This is a genomic window from Winogradskyella pacifica, from assembly GCF_013403915.1.
GTDB lineage: Bacteria > Bacteroidota > Bacteroidia > Flavobacteriales > Flavobacteriaceae > Winogradskyella > Winogradskyella pacifica.
On the sequence record NZ_JABFDI010000002.1, the window covers coordinates 286,828 to 308,388 of the forward strand.

Annotated in this window: 21 protein-coding genes; all 21 read left to right on the forward strand. The window is 31.7% G+C overall.

The window, feature by feature from the left end:
* The first annotated feature begins 87 nt into the window (after nt 1-87).
* The 21 genes from HM984_RS02920 (at nt 88) to HM984_RS03020 (ending at nt 21,534) form a co-directional block, all read left to right on the forward strand.
* Nucleotides 88-444 carry a four helix bundle protein gene (locus HM984_RS02920; RefSeq protein ID WP_179348052.1) on the forward strand — a complete coding sequence of 119 codons (357 nt, stop codon included), beginning with the start codon at nt 88-90 and terminating at the stop codon, nt 442-444.
* 1 nt (nt 445) lies between these two features.
* A complete protein-coding gene (gene cysQ / locus HM984_RS02925) occupies nt 446-1,351 on the forward strand; it encodes a 3'(2'),5'-bisphosphate nucleotidase CysQ (RefSeq protein WP_179348053.1) in 906 nt (301 codons plus the stop codon).
* Nucleotides 1,352-1,546: 195 nt separating this feature from the next.
* Nucleotides 1,547-2,662, forward strand: a complete 1,116-nt coding sequence (gmd, locus tag HM984_RS02930) for a GDP-mannose 4,6-dehydratase (protein ID WP_179348054.1) — start codon at nt 1,547-1,549, stop codon at nt 2,660-2,662.
* Nucleotides 2,663-2,918: 256 nt separating this feature from the next.
* Nucleotides 2,919-3,269: a four helix bundle protein gene (locus HM984_RS02935; RefSeq protein WP_115807808.1), complete on the forward strand. Its 351-nt coding sequence runs from the start codon at nt 2,919-2,921 to the stop codon at nt 3,267-3,269.
* A gap of 192 nt (nt 3,270-3,461) precedes the next feature.
* Nucleotides 3,462-4,448: a GDP-L-fucose synthase family protein gene (locus HM984_RS02940; protein ID WP_179348055.1), complete on the forward strand. Its 987-nt coding sequence runs from the start codon at nt 3,462-3,464 to the stop codon at nt 4,446-4,448.
* 518 nt (nt 4,449-4,966) lie between these two features.
* Nucleotides 4,967-5,797 carry a sulfotransferase domain-containing protein gene (locus tag HM984_RS02945; RefSeq protein ID WP_179348056.1) on the forward strand — a complete coding sequence of 277 codons (831 nt, stop codon included), beginning with the start codon at nt 4,967-4,969 and terminating at the stop codon, nt 5,795-5,797.
* Between the two features lie 66 nt (nt 5,798-5,863).
* Nucleotides 5,864-7,303 carry a lipopolysaccharide biosynthesis protein gene (locus tag HM984_RS02950; RefSeq protein ID WP_179348057.1) on the forward strand — a complete coding sequence of 480 codons (1,440 nt, stop codon included), beginning with the start codon at nt 5,864-5,866 and terminating at the stop codon, nt 7,301-7,303.
* Between the two features lie 50 nt (nt 7,304-7,353).
* Nucleotides 7,354-8,091: an acyltransferase gene (locus HM984_RS02955; RefSeq protein WP_179348058.1), complete on the forward strand. Its 738-nt coding sequence runs from the start codon at nt 7,354-7,356 to the stop codon at nt 8,089-8,091.
* On the forward strand, nt 8,081-9,037 hold the full coding sequence (locus HM984_RS02960) for a glycosyltransferase family 2 protein (protein ID WP_179348059.1): 957 nt from the start codon (nt 8,081-8,083) through the stop codon (nt 9,035-9,037). Before HM984_RS02955 ends, HM984_RS02960 begins: the two co-directional genes overlap by 11 nt.
* Nucleotides 9,038-9,198: 161 nt before the next feature.
* Nucleotides 9,199-10,266: a glycosyltransferase family protein gene (locus HM984_RS02965; protein ID WP_179348060.1), complete on the forward strand. Its 1,068-nt coding sequence runs from the start codon at nt 9,199-9,201 to the stop codon at nt 10,264-10,266.
* Between the two features lies 1 nt (nt 10,267).
* A complete protein-coding gene (locus tag HM984_RS02970) occupies nt 10,268-11,371 on the forward strand; it encodes a glycosyltransferase family 4 protein (protein ID WP_179348061.1) in 1,104 nt (367 codons plus the stop codon).
* Nucleotides 11,372-12,385, forward strand: coding sequence for a glycosyltransferase family protein (locus HM984_RS02975; protein WP_179348062.1), 1,014 nt, complete (start codon nt 11,372-11,374; stop codon nt 12,383-12,385).
* 48 nt (nt 12,386-12,433) lie between these two features.
* Nucleotides 12,434-13,438, forward strand: a complete 1,005-nt coding sequence (locus HM984_RS02980; protein WP_179348063.1) for an acyltransferase — start codon at nt 12,434-12,436, stop codon at nt 13,436-13,438.
* A gap of 5 nt (nt 13,439-13,443) precedes the next feature.
* The gene (wzy, locus tag HM984_RS02985; RefSeq protein WP_179348064.1) at nt 13,444-14,829 is read left to right on the forward strand and encodes an O-antigen polysaccharide polymerase Wzy; all 1,386 of its coding nucleotides are present in this window, start codon (nt 13,444-13,446) and stop codon (nt 14,827-14,829) included.
* A gap of 2 nt (nt 14,830-14,831) precedes the next feature.
* A complete protein-coding gene (locus HM984_RS02990; RefSeq protein ID WP_179348065.1) occupies nt 14,832-15,836 on the forward strand; it encodes an acyltransferase family protein in 1,005 nt (334 codons plus the stop codon).
* Between the two features lies 1 nt (nt 15,837).
* On the forward strand, nt 15,838-16,851 hold the full coding sequence (locus tag HM984_RS02995; protein WP_179348066.1) for a glycosyltransferase family 4 protein: 1,014 nt from the start codon (nt 15,838-15,840) through the stop codon (nt 16,849-16,851).
* Between the two features lie 37 nt (nt 16,852-16,888).
* A complete protein-coding gene (locus tag HM984_RS03000) occupies nt 16,889-18,052 on the forward strand; it encodes a glycosyltransferase (protein ID WP_179348067.1) in 1,164 nt (387 codons plus the stop codon).
* Between the two features lie 4 nt (nt 18,053-18,056).
* On the forward strand, nt 18,057-19,007 hold the full coding sequence (locus tag HM984_RS03005; RefSeq protein ID WP_179348068.1) for a UDP-glucuronic acid decarboxylase family protein: 951 nt from the start codon (nt 18,057-18,059) through the stop codon (nt 19,005-19,007).
* 14 nt (nt 19,008-19,021) lie between these two features.
* Nucleotides 19,022-19,573, forward strand: coding sequence for a WcaF family extracellular polysaccharide biosynthesis acetyltransferase (locus tag HM984_RS03010; RefSeq protein ID WP_179348069.1), 552 nt, complete (start codon nt 19,022-19,024; stop codon nt 19,571-19,573).
* Entirely contained in the window at nt 19,574-20,323 is a 750-nt protein-coding gene (locus HM984_RS03015) for a glycosyltransferase family 2 protein (protein WP_179348070.1), read from the forward strand.
* Between the two features lie 89 nt (nt 20,324-20,412).
* Entirely contained in the window at nt 20,413-21,534 is a 1,122-nt protein-coding gene (locus HM984_RS03020; RefSeq protein WP_179348071.1) for a glycosyltransferase family 4 protein, read from the forward strand.
* Nucleotides 21,535-21,561 lie beyond the last annotated feature (27 nt).

Consider the following 21,561-nt stretch of genomic DNA (forward strand, 5'->3'; position numbering starts at 1 on the left):
GCGGTGAAACGGTGATACAGTGAAACTGTGATGCAGTGAGACTGTGATGCGGTGAATCTTTAGAATAGGGATTTTAAAATTTTAATTATGACTCATAAAGATTTAGAAGTTTATAAATTAAGTTTAAATCTAGTAGAGGATATTTATAAACTTACAAAGGGTTTTCCTGCGTCTGAAAACTTTGGATTGACCTCTCAACTTAGAAGAGCAGCTGTTTCGTTGCCTTCTAATATAGCTGAGGGTTCGAGTAGAGGTTCTACAAAGGATTTTATTCGATTTTTAAATATTGCATCGGGATCACTGGCCGAAATAGAAACACAGTTAGTCATAGCAGAACGAATTGGGTATATAACGTTCGATGATACATTACAAAACAACATCATTACAATTAGAAAAATGTTATACCGTTTAAAACAGGCTTTAAGTAAAAAACTAAGTAAGTAAAATGAATAATAAAAGCTCTAATCTACCGAATAACCGAATCACCGAATCACCGTCTCACGGCCTCACCGCCTCACCGTCACACCGCCTCACGGCCTCACCGCCTCACCACCTCACCGAATTACTGCATCACAGTATCAACGCAGCCCTAGAAGCCGGAAAAGTAATTCTAGATATCTATAAGTCGGAGGATTTTGAAATAGAACTGAAAGGAGATAATTCACCATTAACCAAAGCAGATACGGCATCACACAATGTGATTATATCGCATTTGAAAGCAACAAATATTCCTGTGTTATCCGAAGAAGGTAAATCTATTCCTTATAATGACCGTAAAGATTGGAGTCAACTATGGATAGTCGATCCTATTGATGGTACAAAGGAGTTTATAAAACGTAATGGCGAATTTACAGTTAATATCGCGTTGATAGAAGATCAGAAAACCATATTGGGTGTCATTTTTGTCCCAGTTTCAGGAGAGTTATATTTTTCAACTAAAGAAAAAGGTGCTTTTAAAGTAATGGTAAACCTTGAAGATTATAGTATAGATTCATTATTAAATCTTGGTAAAAAATTACCATTAGAACGAGAAGATAAAACATTTACAGTTGTAGCAAGTCGCTCGCACATGTCACCAGAAACGGAAACTTATGTTTCGAAAATGCGAGAAAAGCATGGTAATGTAAATCTGATTTCTAAAGGAAGCTCGCTAAAATTATGTATGGTCGCTGAAGGTCAAGCGGATTGTTATCCAAGATTCGCTCCTACCATGGAGTGGGATACGGCTGCAGGGCAAGCTATTTGTGAACATGCAGGTTTTGAAGTTATAGATTGGGCTACCAAAAAGCGTATGTTGTATAATAGGGAAGAACTTTTAAATAATTGGTTTGTAGTAAAAGGGCTTAGTTAACAGAAATGACTTTAAGCTTTAAAATAATTATTTTGAAAATTTAAGTTTTTAGAGACATGTAATGTTTTGAAACTGAAATAGCTTTCGAGAATCAAAATTTTATTTTCTAAGCCTAAAAGGTTAGCTAGTCTTATATTTTATTAGCTTTGTAGACTGAAATAATTCTAATTTATAACTATTTTTTTATAGTACAATATGAGTAAAGTTGCCTTTATTACAGGAGTTACAGGACAAGACGGAGCCTATCTTAGTGAGTTTTTGCTAAAGAAAGGGTATGAAGTTCATGGCCTAAAACGTCGCTCGTCATTATTTAACACCGATAGAATTGATCATTTGTATCAAGATCCGCATGTAGATCATCGAAATTTTTATCTGCATTATGGTGATATGACGGATAGTACGAATCTTATTCGATTGATTAAAGAGATTCAACCCGATGAAATTTATAATCTAGCGGCAATGAGTCATGTGGCTGTGTCGTTCGAAATTCCAGAATATACAGGTAACGCAGATGGTTTAGGAACGTTACGAATCTTAGATGCTGTACGTTTATTAGGTCTAGAAAATAAAACGAGAATATACCAAGCGTCAACATCTGAGTTATACGGAAAAGTACAAGAAGTTCCACAATCGGAAACAACACCATTTTACCCACGTTCACCTTATGCTGTAGCAAAAATGTATGCCTATTGGATAACGGTAAACTATCGTGAAGCTTACAATATGTATGCGTGTAATGGTATTTTGTTTAATCACGAATCACCAATAAGAGGGGAAACGTTTGTAACACGAAAAATCACAAGAGCAGTATCGCGAATAGCTTTAGGTTTACAAGATAAATTTTACTTAGGAAACCTTGATGCTCAAAGGGATTGGGGACATGCTAAAGATTACGTTCGTATGATGTGGATGATTCTTCAAGCGGATGAAGCAGAAGACTGGGTCATTGCAACGGGAAAAACCACACGTATCCGTGATTTTGTACACATGAGTTTTGCTGAGGTCGGTATTGAATTAGAATTTAAAGGAGAAGGCGAAGCAGAGAAAGCTTATGTCGTAAAATGTAACAATCCAAAATATCAAATCGAAATCGGTAAAGAAGTTTTAGCGGTAGATGCACGCTACTTTAGACCAACTGAAGTGGAGTTATTGATAGGAGATGCTTCAAAAGCCAAAAATAAATTAGGATGGGAATGTAAGTATGATCTTAACGATTTGGTTAAGGACATGATGCAAAGTGACATTAAACTCATGAGAGAACAGCAGTACCTCGAAGAAGGTGGCTATAAAACGTTGAATTATTTTGAGTAAATGGTGATGGATGAATCGTGATGGGTGATTGGTGATTGGTGATTAGTACAGTGAAAAATGTGAAATCTTAAACAACGAACAACGAGTAACGCATCACAAATAACAAATAACGAATCACGAATCACGAACAACGAATCACGAGTAACGCATCACGAATCACAAACAACAAACAACGAATCACGCATCACGAACAACGAATCACGAACAACAAATCACGAGAAACGCATCACGAATAACGAACCACGAACCAAAAACTATGAAAACCCATAAAGATTTAGACGCTTGGAAAAAAGCAATGGATTTGGTAGAAGACATTTACAAATGTTCTCAATCGTTTCCATCTAATGAAGTTTATGGTTTGACGTCTCAAGTTAGAAGAGCAGCGGTTTCCATTCCGAGTAATATAGCAGAAGGTGCGGGGAGAAAAGGTGATAAAGAATTTATTCAGTTTTTATATATAGCTTTGGGGTCGTTAGCTGAGGTAGAAACACAAGTGCTTATCGCAAGACGGTTAAATTATATTGATGACACCCAAAAGATGACAGACGATATAGAACGATTAACAAAGTTAATTTATGGACTCATCCGCTACATAAAAACAAAATAAGCCCAAAACAACAAAGAATCACCAACAACGAATCACAAGTAACGAATCACGAACAACGAATCACGAATCACAAACAACGAATCACGAGTAACGAATCACGCATCACGAATCACGCATCACGAATCACAAGTAACGCATCACAAGTAACGCATCACCAATCACAAATAACGCATCACGAGTAACGAATAACGCATGACAAATCAAAACCCCCAAGTCACAAGTAACGAACAACGAATCACGAATCACGAATCACGCATCTACATTGCAGGTCATCGTGGTATGGTAGGCTCTGCCGTTTGGAGAGCATTGGAAACAAAAGGCTATACAAACCTTATAGGTAAAACAAGTGCCGAACTCGATTTAAGAAATCAACAAGCAGTAATTGATTTTTTCAATAAAGAACAACCAGATGTTGTCATAAATGCGGCAGCAAAAGTAGGTGGGATACTCGCTAATAATGAGAATCCTTATCCATTTTTAATGGAAAACTTACAGATACAGAATAACCTTATTGATACAGCTCATAAGACGGCTGTTTCAAAATTTGTGTTCTTAGGAAGTTCTTGTATCTATCCAAAGTTTGCTCCACAACCGTTAAAAGAGGAGTATTTATTAACGGATAGTTTAGAACCTACTAATGAATGGTATGCTATCGCAAAAATAGCAGGAGTAAAAGCCTGTGAAGCGATTAGAAAACAATACGGTAAAGATTTTGTAAGCTTAATGCCGACAAATCTTTATGGTCCTTTCGATAATTTTGATTTAAAAAGCTCTCACGTGTTACCGGCCATGTTACGAAAGTTTCATGAAGCTAAAGCAACCAATGCTCCAGTAACACTATGGGGAAGCGGTACGCCAATGCGCGAGTTTTTGCATGTTGATGATATGGCACAAGCTGTAGTTTTTGCTGTAGAAAACATATTGCCAGAACATTTATATAATGTGGGTACTGGTACTGATGTGACGATAAAAGAATTAGCAGAAACGATTCAAACTATTGTTGGTCATAATGGCGAGCTTGTTTGGGATAGTTCTAAGCCCGATGGTACACCTCGTAAATTGATGGATAGTTCTAAGTTGGAATCAGTTGGCTGGACGCATAGTATAACTTTAGAAGAAGGTATAAGACTAACATATAATTGGTATCTTACTCAAACCAAATTGAAAATTAAACTTTAATAAAGAAGGATTTTTGAACTAATTGTAGTTTCGGGGTGTATTTCTTGGATGTGTGTTAGAATTGCAGAGAATAAAAGTAATTACTAATTGCAACCTAAAATCTTTATGATGATATCAGTATATTGAATAGTCATTTTACCTATTCGAGTATTTTTACTCAGTCTGGTTCATGTCCTTGATTTTTAGATGAATGATATCGAAATAGAGCTGAAAATAATAGAATATGTTTCCAATTTATTTTAACAATAAGTGATTTAAATCGTACTTTTGCACATCGAAAACGTTAATTATTATTGTTAATCAATCTTAAACTTCGGACTATACTAATATTATAAAGTTTTTCTCTCCGTCAAAGCTAAAAGATGAAAAATCTTCGTAATATCTATGATGAAATAAGATAGCCAATTTTTTTATAATAACTTTTGAAAAAAATATTAATTAATACAACAATGAGAGTTGAAGAAAGTTATGTGAAACATCGATTTTTTTAATGAATTTTCATTTATTTACAACTAAATATGGAAGGCAGATTACCTGATTTTATGATTATTGGCGCTATGAAAAGCGGAACAACAAGCCTACACGATTATCTTGGCAAACATCCAGATATTTTTACTACAGAGGTTAAAGAAATACATTATTTTGCAGATTCTAATTATAAAAAATATAATTTAGAATGGTATAAGAATCATTTTGTTTCAGAAAAAAAATTAGTAGGTACTTCTCCCCAAAGTTATACAAAACGACATAATGAACTTTACAAGAATATACCAGAGCGCTTACATAAAACTTTGCCCAATATTAAATTAATCTATATTCTTAGAGATCCGTTAGATCGCTACAAATCACATTTGTTAGAGAATTATTATGGTTTATTGAAAAAGCAAATTGACTTTAGTAACGATATGAGAAATCCTGAATATACAAGTTGTTATCATTATCAATTAAATGAATATTTAAAATATTTTGATTTAAGTCAAATTCATATTTTGACTTTAGAGGATTTGAAATCTAAAAGATTAGAAACATTAAACAGTGTATTTGATTTTCTTAATGTAAGACATTTGGAGGATGATACCATTTTTGATTTTATTAGTAATAGTAAAGATGATAAAACTTTGCCAATTTCAATCGCTCGTAAATTGCCATTGAGAATTCTAAATAAATTAAGTCCAATTTTTTATCAAAAAATTATAAGAAGTAGTTATTTTCAAAATAGATTTAAGAAAAACGTTAATCGCATTTTACCCTCGGAACAAGAAACTAATAGATTAAAAACTGTGTTTCGTCAAGATGTAGTAAAATTAAAAGAACTCACAGGTAATTCTTTTGATCATTGGAACTTATAAATTAAAATATTATACGTTTGAAGTGTTTCAAATAGAAGTTTTAAAAAAAATAGCTATTAGAAGTTTATGTCTTTAAAAAAAAGAGCGCTATCAGGAGTGGTTTGGACTGCTTTACAGAAATTTGCCAATCAAATAATTGGTTTTATCATTTCAATCATTTTGGCGCGTCTATTATTGCCAGAAGAATTTGGACTTATAGCAATGCTTACTGTTTTTATAGCTCTAGGGAGTACTTTTATTAATAGTGGATTAAGTGAATCGATTATTAGAACTGAGAATCCGGACGATCGTGATTTTTCTACGGTGTTTTACTTTAATCTTATTGTTAGTCTAATTGTTTATATTATTATAGTACTAGCTGCACCTTATATTTCGGATTTTTATCAGCAAGATAAATTAACATTAATCATACGTGTATACGCCTTGGATTTTGTGATTAATGCTTTTGCGGCAATACAATCGGCTAGACTAACAAAAAAAATGGATTTTAAGGCGCTAATGCTAATATCTACTCCATCTTTAATTATTAGCGGTACTGTTGGTGTCCTTATGGCCTTATACGGTTTTGGTGTTTGGAGTTTAGTTTGGAGTAAATTGGCGCAATCGACAGCTTTTACATTACAGTTGTGGTTTAAGTCAAAATGGCGACCGTTATGGTTATTTAGTAAAGAAAAGTTCAAAGTTCACTTTAATTTTGGGTATAAATTTATGCTTTCAGGGATTTTAAATACTTTATTTGACAATGCATATGTTTTAATAATAGGTAAATTTTTCTCACCTGCTCAAGTAGGGTTTTTTAGTAAAGCTAATGGCTTGAGAATTCTACCTGTGCACCTCATTGGCGGTATATTTAACAAAATCACATTTCCGTTATTGTCAGAAATACAAAATGATGAATCACGATTAAAAAATGTATATAGTCGCGTAATGCAAATGGTTATATTTATAGTCGCACCAACTTTAATTTTTGTTGCAGTTTTAGGCGAACCTATTTTTCGTTTTTTATACACAGATAAATGGTTGCCAGCCGTACCTTACTTTCAAATTTTATGTATTGCAGGGGTATTACACCCTATTCAGTCCTATAATTTACAAATTTTAAAAGTAAAAGGTAGAACAGATTTATTACTTAAGGCAGAAGTTATAAAGAAAATTATGACAACAATAGTTATTGTTATAGCTTTTCAATATGGTATTTATGGGTTAGTCTATGCAAGTGTTGTGTCTGCTTTTATTGCAGTATTTGTTAATACGCATTACACAAATAAATTAATAAACTATTCTTTATTAGAGCAAATTAAGGACGTATTACCAACAATTCTGTTAGCTTTGTTTGCTGGATTTATAATGTACTTTACTGATACTATTTTTGGCAAACAAAACTATCATGATTTAATGCGCATTGTAGTAGGTGGTGTAATTGGAGTTTTAATATTTATTTTAGGGGCGTTTTTATTTAGAATAAAGTCAGTAGAAGAGTTAAAAACCATAATACTTAGGAAATAATATCTAATACTTAATTTTTAGACAAATTGAATTATATAACTTTACATTACTTGAAATACCTAGTAAACAGGTCTGTTAGAAAAGTTTATTGGCTTTATAGTTTATCCAGAGGGAAATTTGGAAAGGGGTTGCAAGTGCAATTTCCTGTGAGAATAGAAGGTAAAGGTGGGGTTGAGTTTGGTAAAAATGGTCACCTAAATAAAATGGTAAATATAGGCATATCTAAATTTTCATTTCTAAAAGTTGGCGATAATAGCTTATTCGAAACTCAATGTTCAGTTTTAATAACTAGGCAAGCAAAATTAACAATTGGTAATGGATTTAAATTGGGAGAAAATGCTAGACTCTATGTTCATAATAATTGGTTAATTGGTAATAATGTTAAAATAGAAACACATTGTTCAATTTTTGCACGTGAACCAGAACAGTTTGGTATATTAAGTATTGGCAATGGATCACGTATTGGTGATCACACCATCATTGATGTGGTTGATAACGTGTCAATCGGAAATGAAGTGGCTATTGGACCTAATTGCACGCTTTATACACATGATCACTTATACACAGATTTTAATAAGCCAGCATGGAAAGGTGGCCTAACTAAAGCACCAATTGTTATTGAAGATGGTGCTTGGATTGGTTCTAATGTCACTATACTTCCAGGTGTGGTTATTGCTAGCAAGGCAGTCGTTGCGGCTGGTTCAGTGGTGAATAAAGACGTTGAGGCTCATTCTATCTATGCTGGTGTTCCCGCTAAATTAATAAAAAAGATTAATTATGATGACTAAAGTATCAATCATCATTCCATTTTATAATGCTATTCCGTTTCTGGAAGAGACTTTAGAAAGCGCTTTTAACCAAACTCATCAAAATATAGAAGTTATTGCAATAGACGATGGTTCTGCCGATGGTTCATATGAGTACCTACAAAGTTTACAACATCCTAAACTAACCTTAATTAAGAATAAGGGGAAAGGGGCGTGTTCTGCACGCAATTATGGTTTAGAATTAGCCAGTGGTGATTATATACAATATTTGGATGCAGATGACTTATTAAGCCCAAATAAAATAGAAGCTCAATTAGAAATATTTAAAACTTATGGTGATGATATTATAGTTAATGGGGCTTGGGGTCGGTTTTATGATAATCCCAATGATGTGCAATGGGCGACTCAACATCTAAGTAAAGATTTTGAAAAAGCTTTAGATTGGTTAGTAGCAAGTTGGATGGGTAAAGGGATGACCACAAATAGTGCATGGCTTACACATCGTAATCTTATTGAGAATGCAGGACCATGGGATGAGCGATTAACAATTAATCAAGATGGTGAATTTTTTAGTCGGGTTTTAATGCAAGCAAAGGCTATTAAGTTTTGTAAAGCAGCAAAAATGTATTACCGTTCAGGCTTGCCTGGTAGTATAAGTCAGAGTAAAAAAACTCAGGCGAAGGCTGCGTCTTTGCTTCTCTCTTATCAGTTGTATAAACAAAACTTGTCTGGCTATATAGAGATGCCTAAGGTAAAACAGGCTTTGGGGAATAATTTTCTGAATTTTATTTACCAATACCATAACGTTTATCCTGATTTGGTATCGCAGGCGGAAAAAGATTTTTATGATTTAAATGTTGGTAATATGTGGCCCGTTGGTGGTAAGAATTTTAAAAGATTTGCGAGGTTAGTAGGGTTTAATAATGCGCTAAAAATTAAGGGTTTATTGTTGAGGGGTAACTTATGAATCGTGTATTTAATATTTTGATTACATTAAATATAAAAATATTATAAAGAGATCAATTAAAAAAAAAGAATAACAAATCATATTAAATGTGATCATAAGTTTAAGTCATTGTTTTGAGGTGATTTATTTCGCAAATTGTATAATGCATTAAACACAAAGAATTGAAATTACTAATATTACATTATCGAAGAAAAGAGCAGTATCCACCTTTAATAAATATGTTATCATTATTAGATAATAAAAATATAGACTACCAACTTATAACAGGGAAATACATATATTCTTCAACTAATAAATATGTAAATAAAGGTTTAATTTTTATTAATTATTTTAGATACTTTATTGTAAGTTTATTAGCCTTATGCCGCACAAAAGACAATGTGTTGTATTATGAATCCATAAGCTCATTGCCGGTAGTTGTTTATAAAAAGCTATTTCCTAAAAGTAAACTTAGAATTTTCATTCATTTTCATGAATATTTTTCGACTGAAGAATACAAAAGACAATCCTATTTATCTAGGATGGGGAGAAAGTATGAAGAATCGTTGTTTGCTAAAGCAAAATGGATTTCCCATACAAATAAGGATCGTCTTAAAATGTTTGTAAATGATGTTAGTGCTAATTTAGATAAGTCTGTTTTACACGAGTTGCCTAATTATCCATCGAAAAACTGGAATACCCTTAAGATCAATAAAGTAAATAGGGAACAAAGTAAAAAAACGAGATTTGTACATATAGGATCTATCTCTTTACATAGCTTATATCTAAAAGAATTGTTAACGAGCTATGGAAATGATGAGAAGTTTGAATTACATTTTTATTCCCATTCTAGTGATGCTGAGCTTATAAATTGGTTAAAAAGTTTTGATAATGTATTTTATCACGGAAGTATAGCTTATAAAAACATACCTAAAGAAGTATATGGGAAATATGATGTAGGATTAGTATTGTATAAAGGGAACTCTTTAAATTTTACTTATAACGCACCTAATAAAATTTTTGAATACCTAGCGTTAGATTTGGATGTTTGGTGCTCTAATAAGTTACTAACCGCTAAAAATTATGAGATAAGAAATACTTACCCTAAACTACTAATGGTTGATTTTGAGGATTTTGAAAAGCTAAATTATAAGGAATTTCGAGATAGAAAGCAATTGAAATATAAAAAGTCACCCTATTTTTATGAAAAAGAGTACTGTCGTTTTATTCAAAAATTAAAAGCATCGTAAAATGAAGAAATTAGGATATATAACGAATACTGGTTTAGATGAATCAAGTGGCGGTGGATCGGGCGTTAACTTCGCAACCTATAATAATTTAAAAAACAACTTTACAATTAAATATATTAAAATAAATGCGAATTCAGATTTTTTAAGTAAAATTAAATCAGGTTTTCTTAAAAAACTTAATTTAAAGAGAAATTATCATTTTTTTTCTAATCAGAGACTAAGAATGATTAGTAACTTATTCAATGGAGAGCAGAATAATGTTGATTTTTACTTTTTTCATGGATTCACTCAATGGATAGACATAATCCCAAATAAACCTTATTTCTGTTTTAATGATGCTTGTTTTGCAACGTATGTTGAGATTTATAATAATAAAAATGAGTTTTGTAAGAAGGATTTAAATAGAATTTATAAAAAAGAAGCAAATTGGTTAAATAATGCAGCTAAAGTATTTTTTAGATCTGAATGGGCTCTGAATGAAGCAAAGGAAAAATATAATCTTTTAGGTGAAAATTTTATTAATGTGGGTGTAGGAGGGTTTATTGATATACCAAAAAAAGATAATTATGAAGAGGGATTTAATTTTCTGTTTATTTCGAGAGAATTTATACCAAAAGGCGGAGAAACTGTTGTATCGGCCATCAAAGCATTAAGACAAGAAAAATATGATGTAACGTTATGGATTGTTGGAGAAAAGCCAAATGACGACATACTATCTACTGAAGGGGTAGAATATCTTGGGTTTTTTAATAAAAATATAAAAGAAGAGCGTTTAGCATTAATAAAAATTTTTGAACAAGCATTTGCATTAGTTCATCCTACATTGAAAGATGTTAATCCGTTGGTTGTCAACGAATTAGCTTATTTTGGTTGTCCTGCCATTGCTTCAAATAAATTTGCAATCCCTGAATATTTACTAAATAATAAAACAGGTTTTTTAATTAATAACCCTAGAGATTTTAAAGAATTTAAAATACTTATGGCTAATATGGTTAATGATCCTGATATGTATTTAGCAATGAGAAAAAAGACTAGGCAAAATGCTATTGATAACAACACTTGGGATATTGTAGGGTCGAGAATTGTTCAGCAAATGGAGGTGTAAATGAAAATATTATATATAGGTCAGTATTCTAAAGGAACAACAAGCAAAATGCGAGCTGATGAGATTTCAAAAATCATCAATCCTGCGCAATTTGATATAATTGATACACATGTTCCTTTTTTTAAAACGAATAGACTCTTTAGAACTATTGGTTTTAGGTATAAATTTGGACCTCTTATTTATAAAATAAATAATTATATTTTAAAGAATTTAAAATCGAATAGTTATGATTTAATCTGGGTTGATAAAGGTGTTTTTATTACAAAATCTACGATAGAAATTCTAAGGAAGCAAACTGATAAATTGGTGCATTATACACCAGATATGGCTTTTTATGAGAATAAATCAGCATATTTTAATAGTTCAATGAACTTGTATGATTATTTGGTAACGACTAAGTTGGCTGAAATAGATACTTACTTGAGACATGTTTCAAAAGAAAAACTGTTGGTTACAACTCAAGGTTATTCTAAAAATATTCATAAACCAACTCATGCGTTTAATCAAAAAGATGATTCAGTGGTATTTATTGGTTTAGCAGAGCCGCATAGGTTAGAGATTGCAGAGTTACTATTAAAAAACGGAATCAATTTAAAATTGGTAGGTAAAAATTGGGAAGGGTTTTTAGCTAAGAACAGTAAAAGTAAAAACCTTAAATATTTAGGTGAAGCAGTTTATGATAAGGCTTATAGTGAACTAATTTCGTCATCTAGATTTAGTTTAGGGTTACTTTCAAAAAGATTTAATGAATACCATACAACAAGAACATTTGAGATACCTGCTTGCGGAACAGCATTATTAACAGAGAAGAATATAGAAACTCAAAAAATATATTCTGATGATGAGGTTATTTTTTATGATGATAATATTGATTTAGTAAAAAAGATAGTTTATTATAATAAGAACAGTGAAAAACTAGAAGAGTTAATAATTAAGGGGTATGAAAGAGTAAAAATGGGTGGTTATGATTATAATTCTATCTTAAAAAAGATAATAGAGAAAGTAACACTGTAAGAATTTTTCAAATTGTAAAGGAATTAATTTCAAGGAATAAATAGTTTTATGAAAACATCTGATAGATTATTATGGATTGATTATTTAAGATTCATTGCCTGTTTCTTTGTTATAATGGTTCATGTACCCGAAATAGGAAGTGGAATTTATGAAAAAGTGTATACCTATATTTCTCGAATTGCTGTTCCTATATTTTTTATGATGTCTGGATTTTTAACGTTGCCATATAATGGTAATTTAAGGCAGCTATTTAAAAAACGTTTGACACGCCTTTTTTTTCCATTTCTTTTTTGGTCAATAATTTATGCCATTATTCCTTATTTTTATTCCGAAATAGATGTTATTGGTATGGTAAGAAAGGTTTTCTATATCCCATTAAAGTTAACGGCACCTCATCTATGGTACATGTATAGTATTATTGGATTGACTTTAATCACACCTATTATTTCTCCATGGTTAAAAATAGCGTCCAATAAACAGCTTTTGTTTTTCTTAGCAATTTGGTTGGTTACCTTATTTTTCCCTTATCTACAATTAATTGATTTAGATATAGAAATGAATGAATGGAACTCTATATATACATTGTATTATTTTTCTGGATATTTAGGTTATTTTGTTTTAGGATTCTATTTAAAAAAAATAATAATAGAAACAAGTCAGGTTAAATATTTTATCAGTTTCTTATCAATAATTTTATTCAGTTTTTTTATTGTTTTTACCTTAACTAAATACACGCAAGCGACAATTGAAATTACAAGGTATTTGACTATTAATATTGCTTTGTTTTCGATTGGTGTATTTATGATTTTTAAAAGGCTACCATTCTCAATTAAAAGATTAGATGCAATTGTTTTAAGTGTGTCAAAAACGAGTTTTGGTATTTATTTGGGACATGAATTAATTTTAAGAAGATTGGTAATGCCGTTTTTTAATCTTGACCCATTTTTTAATGTTTTTTCTAGACCGGTAATTACATTTATAACCTTACTCATTACTTATTTAATCATTTTAGGTATTTCTAAATTACCTTATTCAAAGTATCTAATAGGATAGGCAATATGAAACTAATAAATAATCTAATAAAGAGTAAAACTTGGAATATTGTAATAAGTATGGTGCTTTTTGCAGTTTTGGTTTCAAATGATGTAAATCTTTTTTCAGCTATAGGTTTAGCTTTAACGTTGTTTTCTTTTTTGTTGTATATCCGTAAGTTAGGTGATAATCTTCCAATTTTAGAATTAATGCTTTTGTTGTGTGGTTATCAATGGATAGTTGCTAGTTACTATTCTTTTTTAAATGGGGATACATTCTACCCTATGGAGGTAGATGAAACTACATATATGTCAATCACAGTGCTTTTATATGCTGGTTTGTTAATAGGTGTTTTGTTAGTGGCAAAATCTATTAAGATAAGTAAGGAAAATCTTGAGAGGCATATGTCCATAGGTAAAAATAGAAAATTCATATTAATAATTATTAGTGTTGGTTTTGTTGCTATTTTAGTGAAGCCGATTATTCCAATGTCATTACTGTTTGTAAATCACTTACTAGCTTCAATGTTATATGTAGGTGGATTAATGATTTTGTATTCTAATTTCAAGTACAAATGGTTTGTGTTTTTTGTAATATTTGGGTCATTATTTCTACGAGTAATTATAATTGGTGTATTTAATGAATTTTTATCTTGGGGATTTTTTATTGTTATGTTTTTAGCAAATATTTTTAAACCTTCGAAGGCTAAAATAATAATGTTCTTACTAGCTTCGGTGATGTTGATATCTGTATTACAAGCAGTTAAGCCATACTATCGATCAATTATATGGGAAGGTTATCAAGGGAATAAAATAGCACTGTTTTTTGAGATATTTATTGACAATCTGACGGGGCAATTCGATGAAACTAACTTAGATGAGTCTGAATTATATGACAACTTAAATTCAAGGGCCAATCAAGGTTGGGTATATAGTATGGTTTATAGTCATGTTCCTTCTAATGTTCCATATGCTCGTGGTAGTACAATTTTAGCCGCGATTTCAGATAGTTTTTTACCACGATTTTTATTCCCTAATAAGGCTCCAACTTTTAGTAAAGATCTTTTCGAAAAATATACGGGTAGACAATTAGGAGATAACACAGCTATGGGACTTGGTATTTTAGGCGAAGGGTATGCAAATTTCGGGAAATTTGGAGCATTTTTATTTATGATGGTGTATGGAATGATTATAGGATGGATAGTTAAAGTATACAATAGGAAGAGTATGTTATTACCTGTTATGCTATTTTTTGTTCCTGTTTATTTCGAAATGATTATTAGAGCTATTTCTAATTTAAGTCAAGTAATTAATTGGCAAGTAAAGGTTACCTTTTTGTTTTGGTTACTATTTAGATACTATCGTAGCAACTATTATGAAATGCCTAATAAGGAATTAAATATCTTGAAATAAACATGAAATCAATTAATAGGTTTTTAGATATTGATATTCTTAAAGGCATTCTTATAATCTTTGTAATATTAGGACATTCAAATTTTAAATATACTCATCAAATTTATTGGTTTCATATGCCAGCATTCTTTTTGATAAGTGGGTTTTTGTTTAATCTTAAAAATGCATCATTAGGGGTATTTGTTTTTCTTAAAAAAAAGACAATTGCATTAATGGTGCCCTATATCGCTTTTTTATTTAGTTTTTTGATCATAACATTCCTATTTATTGATGACTCTATATTAAATGTCGAATATTTTTTTAAGCTAATTTTTGGAGGCAAATTGCTAATAAACCAATATGGAGTGTTTTGGTTTATTACATCTCTACTTTTTACTATTTATTTGTTTACTTTTTTATATTTAAAAATAAAAAACAAAAAAGTTCTATTTTTAAGTATTCTGATATGCTTTTTCACGGCCCATTTAGAATCTTTTCTCATAAATGTAAAAGATTATAAAATATACATGCCCTTAAATATTGATACGTCTTTAATGGCGGTTGTTTATTTTTATATTGGTTTTGTTCTTAGAATTTATTATCAGGCTTTTAATAGTAAGGTTAAGCAATTTTGGTACTTTTCAATTTCAATCGCTTTGATAGTGTTGGTTTTTATTTTTTTAGGAGTTGAATCTTTCAATTTTGATATGAAGTATCAGAGCTATGGTAATTTGTTTTATAGTTTGTTAATACCAGTTAGTATCACCTTGGCGCTTTTAGTGTTAATAATTGCAGTTCCATCAATAAATTTTATTAATAGTTCTTTAGCGTTCATAGGTAGACAGTCTTTATTGATAATGTATCTACATCTTTTAATAAAATATATTTTAATTGAATATAACAGCTATGACTTAACCCTATATTTAGTGTCGAGTATTATATTGCCATTAATTGTTTCAAAAGTATTAGAAAAAAATAAGCATGCCTCATTTTTGTTTTTAGGTCGTAGTTATAAATTAAATAAATAGTTTGAATTTTACAATAAGTTATATTTTTAGAAAACCAGATCCTAAATATAGAAGTATTGAAGGTCTGTTTAATCATCTTGAGGAAATTGTAGGTTTAAGGATAAAAACTAAAAAAATAAATCTTAATTTTTCAGGGGGTAGTCCTAAAGCACTTTGGTTAAATTTGAAATCTTTTAAAAAAGGAGATGATAAGATCTACCATATTACAGGAGATGTTCAGTATATGGGTATTGTGACCGGAAGAAAATCGGTGCTAACAGTTCATGATGTAAAATCCATTGTAAAAGGCTCTTTTATTAAACGGATGTATATGAAATTATTTTGGTTTTGGTTACCAGCCTTATTTGTGAATCGAATTACAGTAATTTCAGAATTTACTAAAAAGGAACTTGAAAAAATGATTCCTTTTGCTAAGGATAAGATTAAGGTAGTACACAACCCTGTAAATCCAATATTTGAATTTAGTGCATACCATTTTAATCAAATTAAACCCAGGGTTTTATTATTAGGCACTAAACCAAACAAAAATTTAAATAGAGTTTTAGAGAGTTTAAAAGGTGTGCATTGTGAAGTAATTCTAATTGGTCAACCCACTCAAGAACAAGAAGATTTTGCAACAAAGTGTGAGATTGATATTACATATAAATTTAATTTAGATATTGAGAAAGTTGTAACGGAGTACCAGGCTTGCGATTTATTGTGTTTTGTGTCTACATATGAAGGTTTTGGAATGCCAATTATTGAAGCACAATCTGTAGGTAGGCCAGTGATTACTTCAAATTTGGGAGCCATGAAAGAAGTAGCTGCAGATACGGCACTTTTGGTTAATCCCTGGGATATAGAAGCTATTAGAGCTGGAATTCTTCAAATTATCGAAGATGAAAAATTAAGAGACGTACTTGTACAGAGAGGTTTGCAAAATGTAGAGCGTTTTAGTGTTGAAACAATAGCTAAACATTATACGGATATTTATGAAGAAGTAGGTGGAAAATCAAATATGATGAATTTCGGTTAATAGTATTGGTATATAAGTTTTGAAGAGTAGTAAGAATATGAGTGAAGAGAAAAGAAAAATTTTAATTTGTATCGATTGGTTTCTACCAGCTTATAAAGCAGGGGGACCTATACAATCTATAGCTAATTTGGTTATTCATACTAAAGATGATTTTGAGTATTATATAGCAACTTCTAATTCGGACTTGGGTGAGCCTTTAGATTTACCCGTAACCTCATTAAATACATGGATTAATAAAGGGGATTATAAAATCATCTACCTCGATCCAGTGCATCAAACGTTTAAGTATTATAAGGACGTCTTCTTAAATAAAAACTTTGACGTGGTTTATTTTAATTCATTGTTCTCTCAAAAATTCACATTATTACCACTTTTAGTTTTTAAAAACGATCCCATACGAAAGGTTTTAGCTCCACGAGGTATGCTTGGTAAAGGAGCTTTAGCTATAAAACCAATCAAGAAAAAAATCTTTTTAAAACTGTTTAAGGCGCTAAAATTTCATAAAAAAGTAATTTGGCATGTCACAGCAGACAGCGAAGCTCTTGAAGTAGAAAAACATTTTGGTAAACGTTGTACCGTGTTATTAGCCCCAAATTTATCAGCAAAAACACAATTAAAATCATTTAATAAATTAAAAGTAGTTGCTGAGGTTAATGTATTCTTTTTATCGCGTATAGCGGTTAAAAAGAATTTGTTGAATGCACTAAATTATTTGGCAGATGTAAATACGTCTTACAAAGTTAATTTTAGTATTATAGGTCCAATTGACGAGGCAGCGTATTGGGAGAACTGCCGATCTAAAATAGATAAGCTCCCTCAAAATATATCGGTTAAATATCTAGGGGCCATACCTCACCATGAGATTTCTGGGAAGTTAAGTCAACAACATGTCTTATTGTTACCAACGCAGCATGAGAATTTTGGACATGTTATAATGGAATCTTGGCAGAATGGATGTCCTGTAATTATATCCGATCAAACACCATGGAGAGCGTTATTAAAAGACAATTTAGGATTTGATATTCCTTTAGAGGATCAGCATAAATTTATTAAAGCTATTGAGCTATTTGCGGCGATGGATCAGATTGAATTTAATACGTGGTCAGAGTCTTCAATTAAATTTGCTAAGAATTTTACTGAAAACCCGGAGCTCATAGAACAAAATAAAGCCTTATTTTTGAACCCGAATAATAAAGAATAAATACATGAAAAGGATTTTAGTCACTGGAGGAGCTGGTTTTGTAGGCTCACATTTATGTGAACGCTTACTTTACGAAGGTAACGAAGTGATCTGTTTAGATAACTACTTTACAGGATCCAAGCGTAATATAGAACATTTAATGGACCACCATTATTTTGAGCTGGTACGTCATGATATTATTAATCCGTATATGATTGAGGTCGATGAAATCTATAACTTAGCCTGTCCTGCGTCACCTGTACATTACCAATACAACCCTATAAAGACGATAAAAACATCGGTTATGGGAGCGATTAATATGTTAGGTTTAGCAAAACGTGTAGGAGCGAAAATTTTGCAAGCTTCAACGAGCGAAGTGTATGGAGATCCTAGTGTTCACCCACAACCAGAAAGTTACTGGGGAAATGTGAATCCAATTGGGGTGCGTTCTTGCTATGATGAAGGAAAGCGTTGTGCAGAAACGTTGTTTATGGATTACCACAATCAAAACCAAGTAGATGTAAAGATAATACGTATTTTTAATACCTACGGACCGCGTATGCACCCTCAAGATGGACGTGTGGTGTCTAACTTTATTATGCAAGCCCTAAAAGGCGATGATATCACCATCTTTGGTGAAGGAATACAAACACGAAGCTTTCAATTTGTTGATGATTTGGTGGAAGGGATGATCCGCATGATGAACAGTAGAGATGGTTTTGCAGGGCCTGTAAATATTGGGAATCCAGTAGAATTTACGATGCTAGAGTTAGCGCAAGAGGTTATTGAATTAACGAACTCAAAATCTAAAATTATTCACTTGCCGTTACCTCAAGACGATCCTATGCAACGTCAGCCTAATATAGATTTGGCAAAAAAAGAGTTAAATGGATGGGAACCAAATGTGCATCTTAAAGAAGGATTAGGAAAAACAATTGCTTATTTTGATGAGCTTATTAAAGCTAATAAAGCTTAATTGGTCCTTAATAAGTGAAAACGGATCTTTCGACATATAACAATAGTTGGTATCAGCCAGGCTCTAAATTAAAACGCATGCTATGGTATGTGACAAGTTTGATTTTTTTTGAAGGAGGCTGGAATATGTCTTCAGGATTAAAGATATTCTGGTTGAAACGGTTTGGAGCTACAATAGGAGAGGGTGTTGTGATTAAACCTAAAGTCACCATTAAATACCCGTGGAAACTGGGTATAGGAAATCATTGCTGGATAGGAGAAGGGGTTTGGATAGATAATCTAGATCAAGTAACCTTAGAAGACCATGTTTGCGTATCCCAAGGTGCTTTATTACTTTGTGGAAATCATAATTATAAAACCCCCAGTTTCGACTTAATGATCGCACCAATTCATTTAAAAGACGGCAGTTGGGTCGGAGCAAAATGTAGTGTGGCACCAGGTGTGATATTTGAAAGCCATGCCGTATTAAGCATGGGTTCTGTTGCAACCACCAAGCTTGAAGCTTATAGTATCTATAGTGGAAATCCTGCTGTAAAAGTAAAAACACGTCAATTTAACACGCCCTAAATGAAAGTCTCTATAATCACCGCAGTATATAACAGTGAAAAGACTATTGATACCTGCATGGATTCTGTATTGAACCAAACCTACCCTAATATTGAATACATCATTGTGGATGGGGGTTCCAACGCAGAAACATTAAGTAAACTGAATGCCGCTGCAGAAAAGCACCCTCATATAAAACTAAGTTCTGAATCTGATAATGGCATTTATGATGCCTTAAATAAAGGAATAGCAAAAGCAACAGGAGAGATTATTGGCTTTGTACATTCCGATGATTTTTTAGCAGATGCCACTATTATAGCCTCAATTGTTGAAGCCTTTGAAACTAAGGGGGTAGATGGTGTTTATGGTGATTTACATTATGTAGCTTTAGAAAATACAGATAAAATTATAAGAAACTGGATCAGTCAACCATTTAGTTCCAAGTTGCTTAAACAAGGGTGGATGCCTGCGCACCCTACATTGTATTTAAAAAAGAGTTTGTATGATAACTATGGCATATTTGATGTGAATTTTAAAATCGCAGCAGATTATGATTTTATTTTACGTATATTTAAGCAGACCAACTTAAACTTTTTCTATTTATCAAAAACCATTGTTAAGATGCGTGTTGGTGGTGCGAGTAATAGAAGTTTGAAAAATATTTTTCAAAAATCGAAAGAAGATTACCGAGCAATAAAGGCTAATCAAACAGGTAATTGGTGGACGATTCTACTAAAAAATGTAAGTAAAATCAAGCAATTCGGTGCTTAAATCGATTTGTTTGCATATCCTAACACTTAAATTACATCGGTTAAAAATATTTAACAGATATTTACCAAAAAAAAGTAGAAGTAAACGAAATGGTAAAAGAATTACTCGAGAATTTTATTCCACAAGATCACATAGGCTGGCTTTTTTTACTAGCTATTTTTATTTCATTTTTTGTATCTAGTACAAGTTATCCTGCTATAATTAATGTCGCAAAATCTAAAAACTTAATGGCTTTTTCAGGTGGACGAAGCAGCCACTCTGGTAGTGTTCCAAACCTTGGTGGTATTGGGATATTTCTCAGTATTGCAGTGACAATCACAACAATTGGGGCCGTATTGGATACTAAAATCTTATTATTAATTCTGGGGGGGCTGACCTTACTGTTTTTTTTAGGATTAAAAGATGATATCCTTATTTTGTCTCCTCGCAAAAAATTTACAGGTCAATTATTAGCTGCATTATTGCTTATCCTTTTTACAGACACGCGTATTGTGAGCTTATCAGGTATTTTTGATATCAATATTATGCCTTATTGGGTGTCTGTGCTGTTTACACTCTTTGTATACATACTAATTATAAATGCCTTTAATTTAATTGATGGTATAGATGGTCTTGCAGGGACGTTGGCTTTAATGGCTATTGTGTCTTTTTCTTATGTATTTTATAACTATAAAGATATTAGCATGGTGGTTTTAGCAGCCTCTGTAATTGGCGCGCTAATTCCTTTTTTGTATTTGAATTTTTCAAAGCGAAACAAAATGTTTTTGGGAGACACTGGTTCCATGATCTTAGGCTTTATAATTGCAGTATTTGCCGTTCGGTTTATTAATAGGTCAGAATTGTCTCCTGATGCGATTTATCACAATTCGTCACCGATATTAGTACTAGCCTTTTTGTTTTTTCCGTTGTTAGATACCTTGCGTATTTTCTTTATCCGTTTAGTGATTCACAAAAAAAGTCCCTTTGCAGCAGATAGAAATCATTTACATCACCGCTTCTTGATTTTGGGTTTTTCTCATAGACAAACCACAGCTATTATTGTGATTACTAATAGTATTCTTATTGTTATAACCTTTTTGATCAGAAATTGGGAGATTAACTGGCAATTAGCAACACTCCTTATGAGTGGGACGATTTTATATTCGTTATACTTTGTGTTTAATTGGATAAGAGGGGAAAAGGAAAATAAATCTATGGGAGTTTCTAATTAGTTAGGTAGTAAAGTTATTACTTTGTGA

Coding starts and splice junctions, on each gene's coding strand:
- HM984_RS02945 (WP_179348056.1), top strand. CDS start 4,967: ATGGAAGGCAGATTACCTGATTTTATGATTATTGGCGCTATGAAAAGC.
- HM984_RS03005 (WP_179348068.1), top strand. CDS start 18,057: ATGAAAAGGATTTTAGTCACTGGAGGAGCTGGTTTTGTAGGCTCACAT.
- HM984_RS02920 (WP_179348052.1), top strand. CDS start 88: ATGACTCATAAAGATTTAGAAGTTTATAAATTAAGTTTAAATCTAGTA.
- HM984_RS03015 (WP_179348070.1), top strand. CDS start 19,574: ATGAAAGTCTCTATAATCACCGCAGTATATAACAGTGAAAAGACTATT.
- wzy (WP_179348064.1), top strand. CDS start 13,444: ATGAAACTAATAAATAATCTAATAAAGAGTAAAACTTGGAATATTGTA.
- cysQ (WP_179348053.1), top strand. CDS start 446: ATGAATAATAAAAGCTCTAATCTACCGAATAACCGAATCACCGAATCA.
- HM984_RS02980 (WP_179348063.1), top strand. CDS start 12,434: ATGAAAACATCTGATAGATTATTATGGATTGATTATTTAAGATTCATT.
- HM984_RS02960 (WP_179348059.1), top strand. CDS start 8,081: ATGATGACTAAAGTATCAATCATCATTCCATTTTATAATGCTATTCCG.
- HM984_RS02990 (WP_179348065.1), top strand. CDS start 14,832: ATGAAATCAATTAATAGGTTTTTAGATATTGATATTCTTAAAGGCATT.
- HM984_RS03000 (WP_179348067.1), top strand. CDS start 16,889: ATGAGTGAAGAGAAAAGAAAAATTTTAATTTGTATCGATTGGTTTCTA.
- HM984_RS02970 (WP_179348061.1), top strand. CDS start 10,268: ATGAAGAAATTAGGATATATAACGAATACTGGTTTAGATGAATCAAGT.
- HM984_RS03020 (WP_179348071.1), top strand. CDS start 20,413: ATGGTAAAAGAATTACTCGAGAATTTTATTCCACAAGATCACATAGGC.
- gmd (WP_179348054.1), top strand. CDS start 1,547: ATGAGTAAAGTTGCCTTTATTACAGGAGTTACAGGACAAGACGGAGCC.
- HM984_RS02935 (WP_115807808.1), top strand. CDS start 2,919: ATGAAAACCCATAAAGATTTAGACGCTTGGAAAAAAGCAATGGATTTG.
- HM984_RS02950 (WP_179348057.1), top strand. CDS start 5,864: ATGTCTTTAAAAAAAAGAGCGCTATCAGGAGTGGTTTGGACTGCTTTA.
- HM984_RS02975 (WP_179348062.1), top strand. CDS start 11,372: ATGAAAATATTATATATAGGTCAGTATTCTAAAGGAACAACAAGCAAA.
- HM984_RS02940 (WP_179348055.1), top strand. CDS start 3,462: ATGACAAATCAAAACCCCCAAGTCACAAGTAACGAACAACGAATCACG.